Source organism: Cronobacter muytjensii ATCC 51329, assembly GCF_001277195.1.
Lineage (GTDB): Bacteria > Pseudomonadota > Gammaproteobacteria > Enterobacterales > Enterobacteriaceae > Cronobacter > Cronobacter muytjensii.
Genome location: NZ_CP012268.1, coordinates 2,676,598 through 2,691,521 on the forward strand (window position 1 = coordinate 2,676,598; position 14,924 = coordinate 2,691,521).

At 56.8% G+C, this 14,924-nt stretch carries 13 protein-coding genes, 6 tRNA genes and 2 other RNA genes; 7 read left to right on the forward strand and 14 right to left on the reverse strand.

Annotation, left to right across the window (positions count from 1 at the left end; translation table 11 throughout):
- Positions 1-224: 224 nt before the first annotated feature.
- The 5 genes from galE (at position 225) to gpmA (ending at position 5,447) form a co-directional block, all read left to right on the forward strand.
- Positions 225-1,241, forward strand: coding sequence for a UDP-glucose 4-epimerase GalE (gene galE, locus AFK63_RS12375; RefSeq protein WP_038864053.1), 1,017 nt, complete (start codon positions 225-227; stop codon positions 1,239-1,241).
- A 10-nt stretch (positions 1,242-1,251) separates the two neighbouring features.
- Positions 1,252-2,298 (forward strand): galactose-1-phosphate uridylyltransferase, encoded by a 1,047-nt coding sequence (gene galT, locus AFK63_RS12380; RefSeq protein ID WP_038864054.1) that lies wholly within the window; start codon positions 1,252-1,254, stop codon positions 2,296-2,298.
- Positions 2,299-2,300: 2 nt separating this feature from the next.
- Entirely contained in the window at positions 2,301-3,449 is a 1,149-nt protein-coding gene (galK, locus tag AFK63_RS12385; protein WP_038864055.1) for a galactokinase, read from the forward strand.
- The gene (gene galM / locus AFK63_RS12390; RefSeq protein WP_038864056.1) at positions 3,443-4,483 is read left to right on the forward strand and encodes a galactose-1-epimerase; all 1,041 of its coding nucleotides are present in this window, start codon (positions 3,443-3,445) and stop codon (positions 4,481-4,483) included. Before galK ends, galM begins: the two co-directional genes overlap by 7 nt.
- Positions 4,484-4,694: 211 nt before the next feature.
- Positions 4,695-5,447 carry a 2,3-diphosphoglycerate-dependent phosphoglycerate mutase gene (gene gpmA, locus AFK63_RS12395; protein WP_007706899.1) on the forward strand — a complete coding sequence of 251 codons (753 nt, stop codon included), beginning with the start codon at positions 4,695-4,697 and terminating at the stop codon, positions 5,445-5,447.
- Between the two features lie 180 nt (positions 5,448-5,627).
- On the opposite strand, the gene aroG is transcribed toward gpmA, so the two are convergent.
- A complete protein-coding gene (aroG, locus tag AFK63_RS12400; RefSeq protein WP_038864057.1) occupies positions 5,628-6,680 on the reverse strand; it encodes a 3-deoxy-7-phosphoheptulonate synthase AroG in 1,053 nt (350 codons plus the stop codon).
- A 324-nt stretch (positions 6,681-7,004) separates the two neighbouring features.
- Between aroG and AFK63_RS12405 the strand changes: the two genes are divergently transcribed.
- Together AFK63_RS12405 and zitB are read left to right on the forward strand one after the other, a co-directional pair.
- Entirely contained in the window at positions 7,005-7,403 is a 399-nt protein-coding gene (locus AFK63_RS12405; protein ID WP_038864058.1) for a protein YbgS, read from the forward strand.
- 130 nt (positions 7,404-7,533) lie between these two features.
- Positions 7,534-8,487, forward strand: coding sequence for a CDF family zinc transporter ZitB (gene zitB / locus AFK63_RS12410; protein ID WP_038864059.1), 954 nt, complete (start codon positions 7,534-7,536; stop codon positions 8,485-8,487).
- Here zitB and pnuC read toward each other — a convergent pair.
- From pnuC to tolB, 13 genes are all read right to left on the reverse strand, one after another.
- The gene (gene pnuC / locus AFK63_RS12415; RefSeq protein ID WP_038864062.1) at positions 8,484-9,203 is read right to left on the reverse strand and encodes a nicotinamide riboside transporter PnuC; all 720 of its coding nucleotides are present in this window, start codon (positions 9,201-9,203) and stop codon (positions 8,484-8,486) included. The two genes, zitB and pnuC, sit on opposite strands and share 4 nt — an antisense overlap.
- Positions 9,204-9,226: 23 nt before the next feature.
- Positions 9,227-10,288: a quinolinate synthase NadA gene (gene nadA, locus AFK63_RS12420; RefSeq protein WP_038864063.1), complete on the reverse strand. Its 1,062-nt coding sequence runs from the start codon at positions 10,286-10,288 to the stop codon at positions 9,227-9,229.
- 474 nt (positions 10,289-10,762) lie between these two features.
- A non-coding RNA gene (locus tag AFK63_RS20595) (RtT sRNA) lies at positions 10,763-10,889 on the reverse strand.
- Between the two features lie 22 nt (positions 10,890-10,911).
- A non-coding RNA gene (locus tag AFK63_RS20600) (RtT sRNA) lies at positions 10,912-11,038 on the reverse strand.
- Positions 11,039-11,060: 22 nt separating this feature from the next.
- Positions 11,061-11,136, reverse strand: a tRNA-Lys gene (locus tag AFK63_RS12425).
- A 136-nt stretch (positions 11,137-11,272) separates the two neighbouring features.
- Positions 11,273-11,348: transfer RNA gene (locus AFK63_RS12430), tRNA-Lys, on the reverse strand.
- Between the two features lie 136 nt (positions 11,349-11,484).
- Positions 11,485-11,560, reverse strand: a tRNA-Lys gene (locus AFK63_RS12435).
- A gap of 163 nt (positions 11,561-11,723) precedes the next feature.
- Positions 11,724-11,799: transfer RNA gene (locus AFK63_RS12440), tRNA-Lys, on the reverse strand.
- Positions 11,800-11,802: 3 nt separating this feature from the next.
- A tRNA-Val gene (locus AFK63_RS12445) sits at positions 11,803-11,878 on the reverse strand.
- Positions 11,879-11,986: 108 nt separating this feature from the next.
- Positions 11,987-12,062, reverse strand: a tRNA-Lys gene (locus AFK63_RS12450).
- Between the two features lie 164 nt (positions 12,063-12,226).
- The gene (gene cpoB, locus AFK63_RS12455; RefSeq protein WP_038864066.1) at positions 12,227-13,024 is read right to left on the reverse strand and encodes a cell division protein CpoB; all 798 of its coding nucleotides are present in this window, start codon (positions 13,022-13,024) and stop codon (positions 12,227-12,229) included.
- Between the two features lie 9 nt (positions 13,025-13,033).
- Positions 13,034-13,552 carry a peptidoglycan-associated lipoprotein Pal gene (pal, locus tag AFK63_RS12460; RefSeq protein ID WP_004386751.1) on the reverse strand — a complete coding sequence of 173 codons (519 nt, stop codon included), beginning with the start codon at positions 13,550-13,552 and terminating at the stop codon, positions 13,034-13,036.
- Between the two features lie 34 nt (positions 13,553-13,586).
- Positions 13,587-14,879, reverse strand: coding sequence for a Tol-Pal system beta propeller repeat protein TolB (gene tolB / locus AFK63_RS12465; protein WP_038864067.1), 1,293 nt, complete (start codon positions 14,877-14,879; stop codon positions 13,587-13,589).
- Between the last annotated feature and the right edge of the window lie 45 nt (positions 14,880-14,924).

Below are 14,924 nucleotides of genomic sequence, written 5' to 3' on the forward strand. Positions count from 1 at the left end.
ACACGCTTTTCTGCGTGCCGCGCCTTCCCCGGCCCGGCACGCCGCTTTCACTTTCAGATTAGCTGCAAATGCGCGCGTCGCGTTTTGTTTTACAATGGCTTAGCAATGTCAGCCGGTAGAGTGAAAATCAGTGTAAACGATTCCACTAATTTATCCCATGTCACACTTTTTGGCTCTCTGTTATGCTATGGTTAATACATACCATAAGCGTAATGGAGCCAAATATGCGAGTTCTGGTAACGGGTGGTAGCGGTTACATCGGAAGTCATACCTGTGTGCAACTGCTGCAAAACGATCATGATGTGGTCATTCTCGATAACCTCTGCAACAGTAAGCGCAGCGTGCTGCCGGTGATTGAGCGTCTGGGCGGCAAAGCCGCGACGTTTATCGACGGCGATATTCGCGATGAAGCCCTGCTGCGCGAGATCTTCCACGATTATGCGATAGACACGGTTATCCACTTCGCCGGTCTGAAGGCGGTCGGTGAATCCGTCGCCAAACCGCTTGAGTATTACGACAACAACGTGAACGGTACGCTGCGCCTTATCTCCGCTATGCGCGCCGCTGGCGTCACCAATTTTATCTTCAGTTCTTCCGCCACCGTTTATGGCGACCAGCCGAAAATCCCTTATGTGGAAAGCTTTCCGACCGGCACCCCGCAAAGCCCGTATGGCAAAAGTAAGCTGATGGTCGAGCAGATCCTGACCGACCTGCAAAAAGCCTGCCCGGAGTGGAGCATCGCGCTGCTGCGTTATTTCAACCCGGTCGGCGCACATCCGTCAGGCGATATGGGCGAAGACCCGCAGGGCATCCCGAATAACCTGATGCCGTATATCGCCCAGGTGGCGGTAGGCCGTCGCGAATCGCTGGCGGTGTTTGGCAATGACTACCCGACGAAAGACGGCACCGGCGTGCGCGACTATATCCACGTGATGGATCTCGCCGACGGTCACGTGGCCGCCATGCAGCAGCTGGCCGGCAAACCGGGCGTGCATATTTACAACCTCGGCGCGGGCGTTGGCAGCAGCGTGCTGGATGTGGTTAACGCCTTTAGCCAGGCCTGTGGCAAACCGATTAACTATCACTTTGCGCCGCGCCGAGACGGCGACCTGCCCGCGTACTGGGCAGACGCCACCAAAGCTGACCAGGAGCTTAACTGGCGCGTGACGCGTTCATTACAGGAGATGGCGGACGACACCTGGCGCTGGCAGTCCCGTCATCCCCAAGGTTATCCCGATTAAAGGAAGTCAGATGGAACAGTTTAACCCCGTGGATCATCCGCACCGTCGTTATAACCCGCTGACCGGCCAATGGATTCTGGTCTCGCCGCATCGCGCCAAGCGCCCCTGGCAGGGGGCGCAGGAAACGCCGGCGAAACAGACGCTGCCGCAGCACGATCCCGATTGTTTTCTCTGCCCCGGCAACACCCGCGTCACCGGGGACAAAAACCCGCAATACACCGGCACTTACGTTTTTACTAACGATTTCGCCGCGCTAATGACCGACACGCCGGATGCGCCGGAAAGCGCCGATCCGCTGATGCGTGTTGAAAGCGCGCGCGGCACCAGCCGCGTTATCTGTTTCTCGCCGGATCACAGCAAAACGCTGCCGGAGCTGACGCTGCCCGCGCTCGAAGAAGTAGTGAAAACCTGGCAGACGCAGACCGCCGAGCTGGGGCAGACCTACCCGTGGGTGCAGGTGTTTGAGAACAAAGGCGCGGCGATGGGCTGCTCCAACCCGCACCCGCACGGCCAGATCTGGGCGAACAGCTTCCTGCCGAATGAAGCCGCGCGTGAAGACAGCCTTCAGCGTGCGTATTTCGAACAGCAGGGCTCGCCGATGCTTGTGGATTACGCGCAGCGCGAGCTGGCCGACGGCAGCCGCACGGTGGTGGAAACCGAACACTGGCTGGCGGTCGTACCGTACTGGGCGGCCTGGCCGTTTGAAACGCTGCTGCTGCCGAAGACGCATATTCTGCGCATGACCGACCTGACGGACGCGCAGCGTAGCGATCTGGCCCTGGCGCTGAAAAAGCTTACCAGCCGCTACGACAATCTGTTCCAGACCTCCTTCCCCTACTCAATGGGCTGGCATGGCGCGCCCTTTAACGGCGAAGAGAACACACACTGGCAGTTGCATGCCCACTTCTACCCGCCGCTGCTGCGCAGCGCCACGGTACGCAAGTTCATGGTGGGATATGAAATGCTGGCGGAAACTCAGCGTGATTTAACCGCCGAGCAGGCGGCAGAGCGCCTGCGCGCCGTCAGCGACGTCCATTTTCGCGAATCCGGAGAATAACAATGAGCCTGAAAGAGAAGACACAATCCCTGTTTGCCGAAAAATTCGGCTACCCTGCCACCACCCATATTCAGGCGCCGGGCCGCGTTAACCTTATCGGCGAGCACACCGATTACAATGACGGTTTCGTACTGCCGTGCGCGATTGATTATCAGACGGTTATCAGCTGCGCGAAACGTGACGACCGCCGCGTACGCGTCATCGCTGCCGATTACGAAAACGAGACCGACGAGTTTTCACTGGATGAGCCTATCCTGGCGCACGACAGCCAGCAGTGGTCGAACTATGTGCGCGGCGTGGTAAAACACCTTCAGCAGCGCGATGCCAGCTTCGGCGGTGCCGATCTGGTTATCAGCGGTAACGTGCCGCAGGGCGCGGGTTTAAGCTCATCTGCGTCGCTGGAAGTCGCGGTCGGCACCGTGTTCCGTCATCTTTATCACCTCTCGCTCGACGGCGCCCAGATAGCCCTGAACGGCCAGGAGGCGGAAAACCAGTTTGTCGGCTGCAACTGCGGCATTATGGATCAGCTGATTTCCGCACTTGGCAAGAAGGATCATGCGCTGCTGATCGACTGCCGCAGCCTCGGCACCAAAGCTGTGCCGATGCCGCAGGGCGTCGCGGTGGTGATTATCAACAGTAACTTTAAACGCACGCTGGTCGGCAGCGAGTACAACACACGCCGCGAGCAGTGCGAAACCGGCGCGCGTTTCTTCACGCAAAAAGCGCTGCGCGATGTGAGCCTCGATCAGTTTAATACCGTCGCGCATGAGCTCGATCCGACCGTGGCTAAACGCGTGCGTCATGTACTGACCGAAAACGCCCGTACCGTGGAAGCGGCTGACGCGCTGGCGAAAGGCGATCTGACGCGCATGGGCGAACTGATGGCGCAATCCCACGCCTCAATGCGCGACGACTTTGAAATTACCGTTCCGCAGATCGATACTCTGGTGGAGATTGTTAAATCGGTTATCGGTGATAAAGGCGGCGTGCGCATGACGGGTGGCGGCTTCGGCGGCTGCGTCGTGGCGCTGGTGCCGGAGGCTATCGTGCCGGAAGTGCAGGCCGCCGTCGAAGCGCAGTACGAAGCGCGCACCGGTATTAAAGAAACGTTTTACGTGTGCAAACCTTCAGAAGGAGCAGGTCTGTGCTAAAAGAGACGCCGCAACTGGCCCCGGATGGGCTACCGTATCGCATCTCCACCCTGCGTAATGCCGCGGGGATGGTGGTGACCGTAATGGACTGGGGCGCGACGCTGCTGTCGGCCCGTGTCCCGATGAAAGACGCCAGCGTGCGTGAGACGCTGCTGGGCTGTCCGAGCCCGGAAGTGTGGCTTGAACAAACCGCGTTCCTCGGCGCGTCGGTGGGCCGTTACGCTAACCGTATCGCGCAGTCGCGCTTTACGCTGGACGGCGAAACCTGGTCCCTTACGCCGAGCCAGGGCGAAAACCAGCTGCACGGCGGCCCGGAAGGGTTCGACAAACGCCGCTGGCGCATCGTGCGTCAGAACGAGCAGGAAGTGCTTTATACGGTGGATTCCCAGGACGGCGATCAGGGCTATCCCGGTGAGCTGCGCGCCACCGCGCATTTCCGCCTGACGGACGATAACCGCATCAGCATTGAATATCGCGCCCGCGTGGATAAGCCCTGCCCGGTTAACCTGACTAACCATGCCTATTTCAACCTGGATGGCGAGCAGAACGACGTGCGCGCGCATCGCCTGCAGCTTTTCGCAGAGCGCTATCTGCCAGTCGATGAACAGGGCATTCCGCGCGAAGGGCTGGCAGACGTAGCCGGTACGGGATTTGATTTCCGCGAAGCGAAAACCATCGCGCAGGATTTCCTCAAAGACGACGATCAGCAGCGGGTGAAAGGCTACGATCACGCCTGGCTGCTGGACGCCAGAGGCGATCTGACCAAGCCAGCGGCGCATGTCTGGTCGAGCGATGACAAGCTGAAAATGACGGTTTATACCACCGCGCCCGCGCTGCAGTTCTATTCCGGCAATTATCTGGAAGGGACGCCCGCGCGCGAACAGGGAACCTACAGCGCCTGGCAGGGACTGGCGCTGGAAAGCGAATTCCTGCCTGACAGCCCTAACCACCCGGAATGGCCGCAGCCGGACTGCATTCTGCGCCCCGGTCAGGAATACCTGAGCGTCACGCAGTATCACTTTATTCCTCAGTAATCGTTCAGCCCTCTTTTCAAAGAGGGCTTTTTTTCGCCATTTCGCTGTAATTCCCGCCAGTTACTGACAAAAAAATCACGGCCAGTTCACATGCGCCTTACACTGCACCGCTATTTTCGCTATGTTAAAGGTTTAGCGTTGCCGCTGGCGTCAACACGGCAATATAATGATAACTGTTATCATTCAATCAGGCTTATGAAGGAGTAATACTATGGCTGTTACTAAGCTGGTTCTGGTTCGTCACGGTGAAAGCCAGTGGAACAACGAAAACCGCTTTACCGGTTGGTACGACGTTGACCTGTCCGAAAAAGGCGTCAGCGAAGCGAAAGCCGCAGGCAAGCTGCTGAAAGACGAAGGCTATAGCTTTGACTTTGCTTATACCTCCGTGCTGAAACGTGCCATCCACACGCTGTGGAACATCCTGGACGGGCTGGATCAGGCCTGGCTGCCGGTTGAAAAATCCTGGAAACTGAACGAGCGTCACTACGGCGCCCTGCAGGGCCTCAACAAAGCCGAAACCGCTGAAAAATATGGCGACGAGCAGGTTAAACAGTGGCGCCGCGGCTTCGCGGTAACCCCGCCGGCGCTGACCAAAGATGACGAGCGTTTTCCGGGCCACGATCCGCGTTACGCGAAGCTGAGCGAGCAGGAGCTGCCGCTGACCGAAAGCCTGGCGCTGACCATCGATCGCGTTATCCCTTACTGGAACGAAACCATTCTGCCGCGCCTGAAAAGCGGCGAGCGCGTCATTATCGCCGCACACGGCAACTCTCTGCGCGCCCTGGTGAAATACCTGGATAACATGAGCGAAGAAGAGATCCTTGAGCTGAACATTCCGACCGGCGTACCGCTGGTGTATGAATTCGACGAGAATTTCAAACCGATTAAACATTACTATCTGGGTAATGCTGACGAAATCGCAGCGAAAGCCGCGGCCGTCGCAAACCAGGGTAAAGCGAAGTAATTCGTAACCGTGGTGTGAAAAAGGCGTGGTGAGAACCACGCCTTTTTTATTAGGTGATGCCTGACGAGATGGCCTATGGTGCCGGGCGGCGGGTGCGCTGCGCTTACCCGCTCTGCAATCATCGTTACATCATCAGCAGGGTAGGTAAGCAAAGCGCCCCCACCCTTCATACAGGGGAAATTAACCGCGACGCGCTTTTACAGCTTTGGCGAGCTGACGCAGGATGGCGTCGGTATCTTCCCAACCGATGCAGGCGTCGGTGACGCTTTTGCCATACACCAGCGGTTCACCGCTCTCAAGGCTCTGATTACCTTCCACCAGATGGCTTTCGATCATCACGCCCATAATGGCCTGTTCGCCGCCGGCGATTTGGCCGCACACGTCCGCGCCCACTTCCATCTGCTTTTTAAACTGCTTGCTGGAGTTGGCATGGCTGAAATCGATCATCACCTGCGGCTTAAGCCCGGCCTTCTCAAGCCCGGCTTTCACCTCGGCGACATGCGCCGCGCTGTAGTTCGGCTCTTTACCGCCGCGCAGAATAATATGGCAGTCGCTGTTGCCGCTGGTGTTGACGATAGCCGAGTGGCCCCATTTGGTTACCGACAGGAAACAGTGCGGCGCGCTGGCGGCGTTAATGGCGTCAATAGCCACTTTAATGGTGCCATCTGTCCCGTTTTTAAAACCAACCGGACACGAAAGCCCGGAGGCGAGCTCGCGGTGCACCTGAGATTCTGTCGTGCGCGCGCCGATGGCGCCCCAGCTCATTAAGTCCGCCATATATTGCGGCGTGATCATATCCAGAAACTCGCCTGCCGCCGGAAGGCCGGTGTCGTTGATATCCAGCAGCAGCTTGCGCGCGATACGCAGGCCCTCGTTAATCTGGAAGCTGTTATCCATATGCGGATCGTTGATGAGCCCTTTCCAGCCCACCGTGGTGCGCGGTTTTTCAAAATAGACGCGCATAACAATTTCCAGCTCGTTTTTCAGCGCTTTACGCAGCGGCAGCAGACGCGATGCATACTCTTTCGCTGCGATCGGGTCGTGAATGGAGCACGGGCCGATGACCACCAGCAGACGATCGTCATCGCCATGCAGGATCTGATGAATCGCCTGACGGGCCGCAGATACGGTTCCAGCGGCTTTTTCAGTAGCGGGAAATTTTTCCAGGAGTGCGACAGGCGGGAGTAATTCGTTAATGCCTTCGATACGTAAATCGTCGTTCTGATAAGTCATGATGGTTCCAGGAGGCCCTACAGTTTTGTTGTAATGCAATCCCCTCAATCTATCTTGTCGCATCAGTAGTGTAAACACGCATTTACAGTTCGCACGGAAAATTCCTGGAAGTTAACTTAAAAACGCCAGAAAGTAGCGTAAAGAGAGATCCAGTCTACACTTTTTAATTGTTAGCACTCTGTTTTATACATTTTACAGAATCACCTACTGCCTGTCGGCGATGGTGTGGTTTTTTCGACCGCAACACACACGCTGAGCAACTTTTTCGCAGTGCACTGTTGGAAGAAGTTATCCAGCAATAACGACCAGAACAGGAGCATGACTATGAAACTGAATAAACTGACTTCACTCTTTCTGACCGCCACTCTGACTCTGGCCAGCGGCGCGGCGCTTGCCGCCGATTCCGGCTCTTCAACGGGCGGTAGCGATACGGGCTCTGCGAACGCGGCCGCCAATGCAGGCCAGGTTGCGCCAGACGCTAAACAGAATGTCGCCCCGAACGGCGTTGATAACAGCAATATCAATACCTCTGGCACCAATTCCGCGAACAGCGGCGTGAATACCGGCACCGGCACCTCCGCCGGCACCACGTCCGGCACGGCTAACAGCACTGGTACCAGCACGGGCGCTACCGGCAGCGCAGGAGCCGCAGGCAGCAGCAATAGCACCGTACAATGTACTGGCGACGCCTGCCCAAGCACCTCAGGCAGCACCTCCCAGTAACCGCATTTAATGCGTTGATTAAAAAGGAGAGCTTCGGCTCTCCTTTATTTTTGCTATTGTGGTAGCGCGCGCTTGCCGCGCCAGTGACTGAATCGATAATCACAACAATTTATTCTGAGCGACGCACGCTATGGCCCATTCGCATTCTCATACACACGACTCCCACACCCCTTCCCAACACTCCAACAGCCAGCGGCTGCTGATCGCCTTTCTGGTGACCGCCGCCTTTATGGCGCTGGAGATCGTCGGCGGCCTGCTCTCCGGCTCGCTGGCGTTGCTGGCCGATGCGGGCCATATGTTTACCGATGCTGCCGCGCTGCTGGTCGCGCTGATGGCGGTGCGTTTTGCGCGCCGCGCGCCGGATACGCGGCATACCTTCGGGCTGTTACGTTTAACTACCCTTGCCGCTTTCGTAAACGCGCTGGCGCTGCTGGTTATCACGGGAATTATCGTCTGGGAGGCGATTGCGCGCTTTATCACGCCTCAGCCAGTGGCGGGCGGCGCGATGCTCGGCATCGCTGTGGCGGGTCTGGTGGCGAATCTACTGTCGTTCTGGATTTTGCATCGCGGCAGCGACGAGAAAAACATGAACGTGCGCGCAGCGGCGTTGCATGTGCTGGGCGATCTGCTGGGCTCGGTCGGCGCGATTGTGGCCGCGCTGGTCATACTCTGGACCGGCTGGACGCCCATTGACCCGATCCTCTCCATTCTGGTGTCGTGTCTGGTGTTGCGCAGCGCCTGGCGGCTGCTGAAGGAAAGCATGAATGAGCTGCTGGAAGGGGCGCCGCGCGCCGTGGATGTAGACCAGCTGCGTCGTCGGCTGTTACGCGAAATCCCGGAAGCGCGGGATGTGCATCATGTGCATCTCTGGCTGGTCGGGGAAAAACCGGTGATGACGCTGCATATCCAGGTGATCCCGCCACACAATCACGATGCGCTGCTGGCCAGCATTCACGACTATCTGAAACAGCATTATCAGATAGCGCATGTGACAGTACAGCTGGAGTATCAGTCATGCAGCGGTAAGGACTGCTCTCTGAATGCCGGGGACGTGACGCCGCACGCCCACGGCCATTCTCATTAGTGCGACAGCGCGTGCGAGCCTCGCTCGCGCGCGGCTTTGATCCACATCCGGCTACCATTAAGCGCAATAAACGTCAGGATGAGGTATTCCAGCGACATGGCGTAAACGCCCTGACGCGCGAAAATCACCACGCTGATGACGTTAATAATGACCCACAGCAGCCAGTTTTCGACATATTTGCGCGTCATCAGGATCATCGCCACTACCGACAGCACCGTCATACAAGAGTCCCAGAACGGGAAAGCGTCCGGCTGCAGCTGCGGTGCCGTGACGTTAAGCCCGGCGGCCTGCATCACCTCTACCGCAACGCGGGTTAAGAATGCGAAGACCGGGTCGATCCAGACGGTCATCAGCCCAATCGCGACCACGCAGACCGCCAGCCAGCCGAACGCTTTTGAGCGCGGTAGCCAGCGGATGTGTAGCGCAGCCTGATTATCGCCGCTCTGACGCGACCAGGCGTACCAGCCGTAGATATTGGCGGCAAAGAAAAAGACCTGTAACAGCAGGCTGGCATAGAGCTGGATCTGAAAGAAGATGATGGCAAACAGCGTGACGTTAATTAAGCCGAACGCATAGTTAACGATTTTCTCAAGACTCGCGAGCCAGATACACAGCAGCCCCGCCAGCGTTCCGACGGCTTCAATCCATGAAAGCGAGTAGCCGCCCTCGCCGAGCGGAATATGCACCAGAATGTTTTGTACGCTGAAAAAATCCATATTATCCCCGAAGCGTAAAGTCCTTACGCATTGCCTTTAACAGAAAGACGAAGTGTAGCCGCAAAATCCAGCATGCGGTTAAGCGGCGTTAACGCACGCTCTCGCAGGCCCGCGTCGACATGAATCTCATGCACCGCACCGCCATGCTCCAGCGCCTCTGCGATAGCCTGAAGACCGTTCATCGCCATCCACGGGCAGTGCGCGCAGGTGCGGCACGTCGCGCCTTCCCCCGCCGTGGGCGCCTCAAGCAGCGTTTTTTCCGGGCACGCCTGCTGCATTTTGTAAAAGATACCGCGATCCGTGGCCACAATCAGCGTCTGCTGCGGCAGCGTTCTGGCGGCGTTAATCAACTGACTGGTCGAGCCGACCGCATCGGCCATATCGACAACCGCCTGCGGCGACTCTGGATGCACGAGCACGGCGGCGTCCGGATAGAGCGCTTTCATGCGCGCCAGCGCCTGCGTTTTAAACTCGTCATGCACGATACAGGCGCCCTGCCAGCAGAGTACGTCTGCGCCGGTCTGCTTTTGCACGTAGCGGCCGAGATGCCGATCGGGGGCCCAGATGATTTTCTCGCCAAGGCTGTCGAGATGTTCAATCAGCTCGACGGCGATACTGGATGTCACTACCCAGTCTGCGCGCGCTTTGACCGCCGCCGAGGTGTTAGCGTACACCACCACGGTGCGATCCGGGTGGCTGTCACAGAACGCCGCGAACTCCTCTTCCGGGCAACCGAGATCCAGCGAGCACTCCGCCTGTAGCGTCGGCATCAGAATGGTTTTCTCGGGGCTAAGAATTTTGGCGGTTTCGCCCATAAAGCGCACGCCCGCGACCAGCAACGTGGTGGCTTCGTGATTTGCGCCAAAGCGCGCCATTTCGAGCGAGTCGGAAATACAGCCGCCGGTCTCTTCCGCCAGCGCCTGAATTTCAGGGTCGGTATAATAGTGAGCAACCAGCACCGCATTACGCGCCTTAAGCAGACGCTTAATTTTTTCGCGGTAAACGGCTTTTTCGTCGGCGGTCAGCGTAGCCGGCTTGGGGGGGAAGGGATAAATCGCGGCTTCGGGATCGAACATTACACTCATTTGCGCCATCTCGTTTTTTTCACTGAACTAAAGCCGCTATACCGAGCCAATGATAGCCACCTGGCAGCTTCATTTGTTTTATATGCTAAACAAGATAGCGGATCGGAAAGGAAAAGTCACAGGAAAACATCAGGGATAAAAGCGCAGGAAAGCAGTGGCAAAGACGCAGACCGCTATTACAGACAGAGACGCGGCGTAGGCACAAGGCTCACCATCGCACAGACAGCTAAAAAGCACCGCCAGCGCCCTTCAACGCGGGTGGGCCGTGCAGAATCCCCCTTCGGGCCGTCGCCGTCAACGGCTCCGGTGTCTCGCCATCAAAGGCTCGACTCGTTCCTGCCGCAGGTTTAGACGGCTCATCCTGAGACTCGCCCTGCGGGCAACGTTTCACGTTGTTCAATTGCTCCCGGCAATTTTGTGAATCTTTCTGGCGTCCAGATAGCAAAAAGGCGCCTTTAGGGCGCCTTTTTACACTGGTGGGTCGTGCAGGATGACTTCGCCCTTCGGGCCATTGCCGCAAGCGGCAATGTTGCCTCGCTAAAGCTCGGCTCGAACCTGCGGCAGGTTCGAATCATTGACAGCTGCGCATAGCAAAAAGGCGCCTTTAGGGCGCCTTTTTACACTGGTGGGTCGTGCAGGATGACTTCGCCCTTCGGGCCATTGCCGCAAGCGGCAATGTTGCCTCGCTAAAGCTCGGCTCGAACCTGCGGCAGGTTCGAATCATTGGCAACTGCGCATAGCAAAAAGGCGCCTTTAGGGCGCCTTTTTACACTGGTGGGTCGTGCAGGATTCGAACCTGCGACCAATTGATTAAAAGTCAACTGCTCTACCAACTGAGCTAACGACCCCATGCGGGTTACTGCACTTGCTCAATACTTCTTTCAGTTAGTGGGTTGCGCAGGATGACTCGGCTTTGCCTCGCCCTTCGGGCCGTTGCGACGCAACGTTATCCTTCACACCGACTGTTAACACCCACCTTAATCATGGTGGGTCGTGCAGGATTCGAACCTGCGACCAATTGATTAAAAGTCAACTGCTCTACCAACTGAGCTAACGACCCCATGCGGGTTACTGCACTTGCTCAATACTTCTTTCAGTTAGTGGGTTGCGCAGGATGACTCGGCTTTGCCTCGCCCTTCGGGCCGTTGCGACGCAACGTTATCCTTCACACCGACTGTTAACACCCACCTTAATCATGGTGGGTCGTGCAGGATTCGAACCTGCGACCAATTGATTAAAAGTCAACTGCTCTACCAACTGAGCTAACGACCCATTCGGGTGTTATCTGAAAGATCTACTTCTGAGTACCAACGCCAGCGTTTCCACTAAAACGATTGGTGGGTCGTGCAGGATGACTCGGCTTCGCCTCGCCCTTCGGGCCGTTGCTGCGCAACGTTATCCTTCACGGTATCGCCAGTGTTTCCACTAAGACGATTGGTGGGTCGTGCAGGATTCGAACCTGCGACCAATTGATTAAAAGTCAACTGCTCTACCAACTGAGCTAACGACCCGAGTGGTGGGTGATGACGGGATCGAACCGCCGACCCCCTCCTTGTAAGGGAGGTGCTCTCCCAGCTGAGCTAATCACCCGATACTGCGCTGGACTACTGCTTGTGGTGCGTCGTGGAGGGAGAAAACTTAACGATGCTTACGCGGCGTTGCCTTCACGATATCGCTCATTTAAACCACCTGAGCGAGTGGTGGGTCGTGCAGGATTCGAACCTGCGACCAATTGATTAAAAGTCAACTGCTCTACCAACTGAGCTAACGACCCACTTTTTTGCCACCGCGGGTTTGTTTCGTATCCCGTGGCAACGGCGGCATATATTACTGATTTAAGATTCTGACGCAACAAAAATTTCGAGGCAGATCACTTAACTGCTTATGTTTCATGCGGCCAGACCAGAAATAATACGGCATCTGGTCAAGCCGCATGCATTACATCGCGTTCAGGCGTTTTTGCGCCTGCTTTGCGCCGTCGGTGCCGGGGTATTTGGAGATAACCTGCTGATAAACGGCCTTCGCTTTCGCGGTGTCGCCTTTATCCTGCATGATTACGCCCACCTTAAACATCGCATCTGCCGCTTTCGGTGATTTGGGATAGTTCTTTACCACCGAGGCAAAGTAATACGCCGCGTCATCTTTCTTACCTTTGTTGTAATTCAGTTGCCCGAGCCAGTAATGGGCGTTCGGCTGGTAAGTAGAATCCGGGTATTGCTTAATAAAATTAGTAAACGCGGTGATGGCTTCATCCTGACGGGATTTATCCTGCACCAGCGCGATAGCTGCGTTGTAATCGGTATTGGCATCCCCACTTTGCGCCGGCGCGCTGGCAGTAGGTGCGGAAGCGCCTGAGTCCGGAGCGGCGGTTGCCGCGCCGGTTTGCGCCTGCGAGCCATCCTGCGCCGCTGCCGCTCCGCTATTGCCATTACTCAGACTGTCCATCTGCAGAAGGATCTGCTTTTGACGTTCAACAATCTGGTTAAGCTGATACTGATTCTCCTGAATCTGACCTCGCAGGGTATCAATATCGGACTGGTTATCGGAGAGCTGCTGCTGAAGTTGGGTTAAAAGCTGACTGTGAGCGTTAGAAATACGCTCGAGTTGAATGACACGGTCTTCGACCGAGCCTGAGCCGACATCACTGATTGGCGCCTGGGCATTAGCGGCCCAGGGGGCCGCTACGCCAACCAGTAACGACAGACTCAACAGGTGATGTCTGAAGTTACTGATCATGCAATTCTCTTAGTAAACCAGTACGGCGCGACGGTTTTTGGCATATGCCGCTTCGTCGTGGCCCAGTACTGCAGGTTTTTCTTTACCGTAAGAAACGATGGAGATCTGGTCAGCAGAAACGCCTTTACCCTGCAGGTACATCTTAACGGCGTTAGCACGACGCTCACCCAGGGAGATATTGTACTCCGGCGTGCCGCGCTCATCCGCGTGACCTTCAACGGTCACTTTGTAAGACGGGTTGCTACGCAGGAAGTTAGCGTGAGCGTCCAGCATCGCAGCGAAGTCAGAACGGATGTCGTACTTGTCCAGATCGAAGTAAACGATGTTGTTCTGCTGCAGCTGCTGCATCTGCAGACGCGCCTGCTCTTCAGAAGACATGTTGCCGCCGTTGCCGTTCATACCAGTGCCGGCACCCAGCATGCCTTCGCCGCTCTGGTCATTGCTGGCGTTCTTGTTAGAAGAACACGCCGCGATTGCCATAACAGGCAGAGCGATCATCAGCCCTTTCAGCACTTTGTTCAGTTGCATTTCTTTGATTCCTTTAGTAATCAATTAATTATTATTACAGATACGGCGACCAGGCAGGCGATTTCACCTGTCCATCAGTTGCCGGAAGACGCGCTTTGAAACGCCCATCTGTAGAAACCAGGTTCAGCACGGATCCCATCCCCTGAGAAGAGCTGTAGATAACCATAGTGCCGTTAGGTGCCAGACTTGGCGTTTCATCCAGGAACGTTGACGACAGCGTCTGTACGCCACCCGTTACCAGATCCAGTTTAGCGATATTCTGAGCGCCGCCATTGGAGCTCACCATCACCATAAATTTACCATCAGAGCTCACGTCAGCGTCCTGGTTCTGAGACCCTTCCCAGGTTACGCGCTGCGGCGCGCCGCCGTTGACATTGACTTTATACACCTGCGGACGCCCCGCCTGGTCAGAGGTATAGGCCAGCGTCTGGCTGTCCGGATACCAGGTCGGTTCGGTGTTGTTGCTGCGACCGTCAGTCACCTGACGGATCTGGCCGGAGACGATATCCATCACGTACAGGTTCAGGCTGCCTGTTTTGGAGAGTGCGAAGGCCAGTTTGCTACCGTCCGGCGAGAATGCCGGCGCGCCATTGTGACGCGGGAAGGAAGCAACCTGACGCACAGCGCCGTTAGAGAGCGTCTGGATAACCAGCGCAGAACGACCGCTTTCAAACGTGACGTAAGCGAGTTTGCTGCCATCTGGCGACCAGGCCGGAGACATCAGCGGCTGCGGCGAGCGGTGAACCACAAACTGATTGTAACCGTCGTAGTCAGAAACGCGCAGCTCATACGGGAACTGACCACCATTGGTCTGTACCACATAAGCGATACGGGTGCGGAACGCGCCTTTGATACCGGTCAGCTTCTCAAACACTTCGTCGCTTGCCGTATGGCCCGCGTAACGCAGCCACTGCTTATTCACTTTGTAAGAGTTTTGCGCCAGCACAGTGCCCGGCGCGCCGCCGGTATCCACCAGCTGGTATGCCACAGTATAGCTGCCGTCGCCGTTCGGCGTCACCTGCCCTACCACCACGGCGTCAATACCGAGCGCAGACCATGCCGCTGGCTGCACTTCCTGCGCGGAAGCGGGCTGCTGCGGCAGACGTGAGCGATCGAGCGGGTTGAATTTGCCGCTGTTGCGCAGATCCGCCGCCACAATGCCGCCGATATCTTCAGGCGCGGCGCCCGGCCCGGCCCACTGGAACGGCACCACACCAATCGGACGCGCCGAGTCAACCCCCTGGGTTATCTCGATGCGTACTTCTGCGTGCAGCACGGCTGCCCACAGCATCAGAAAACTAAATGCTAAACGTAATGCCTGCTTCATCATATCTCCCTTATCTGGACTCAAAGCCCGCGATAATTTAGCAGA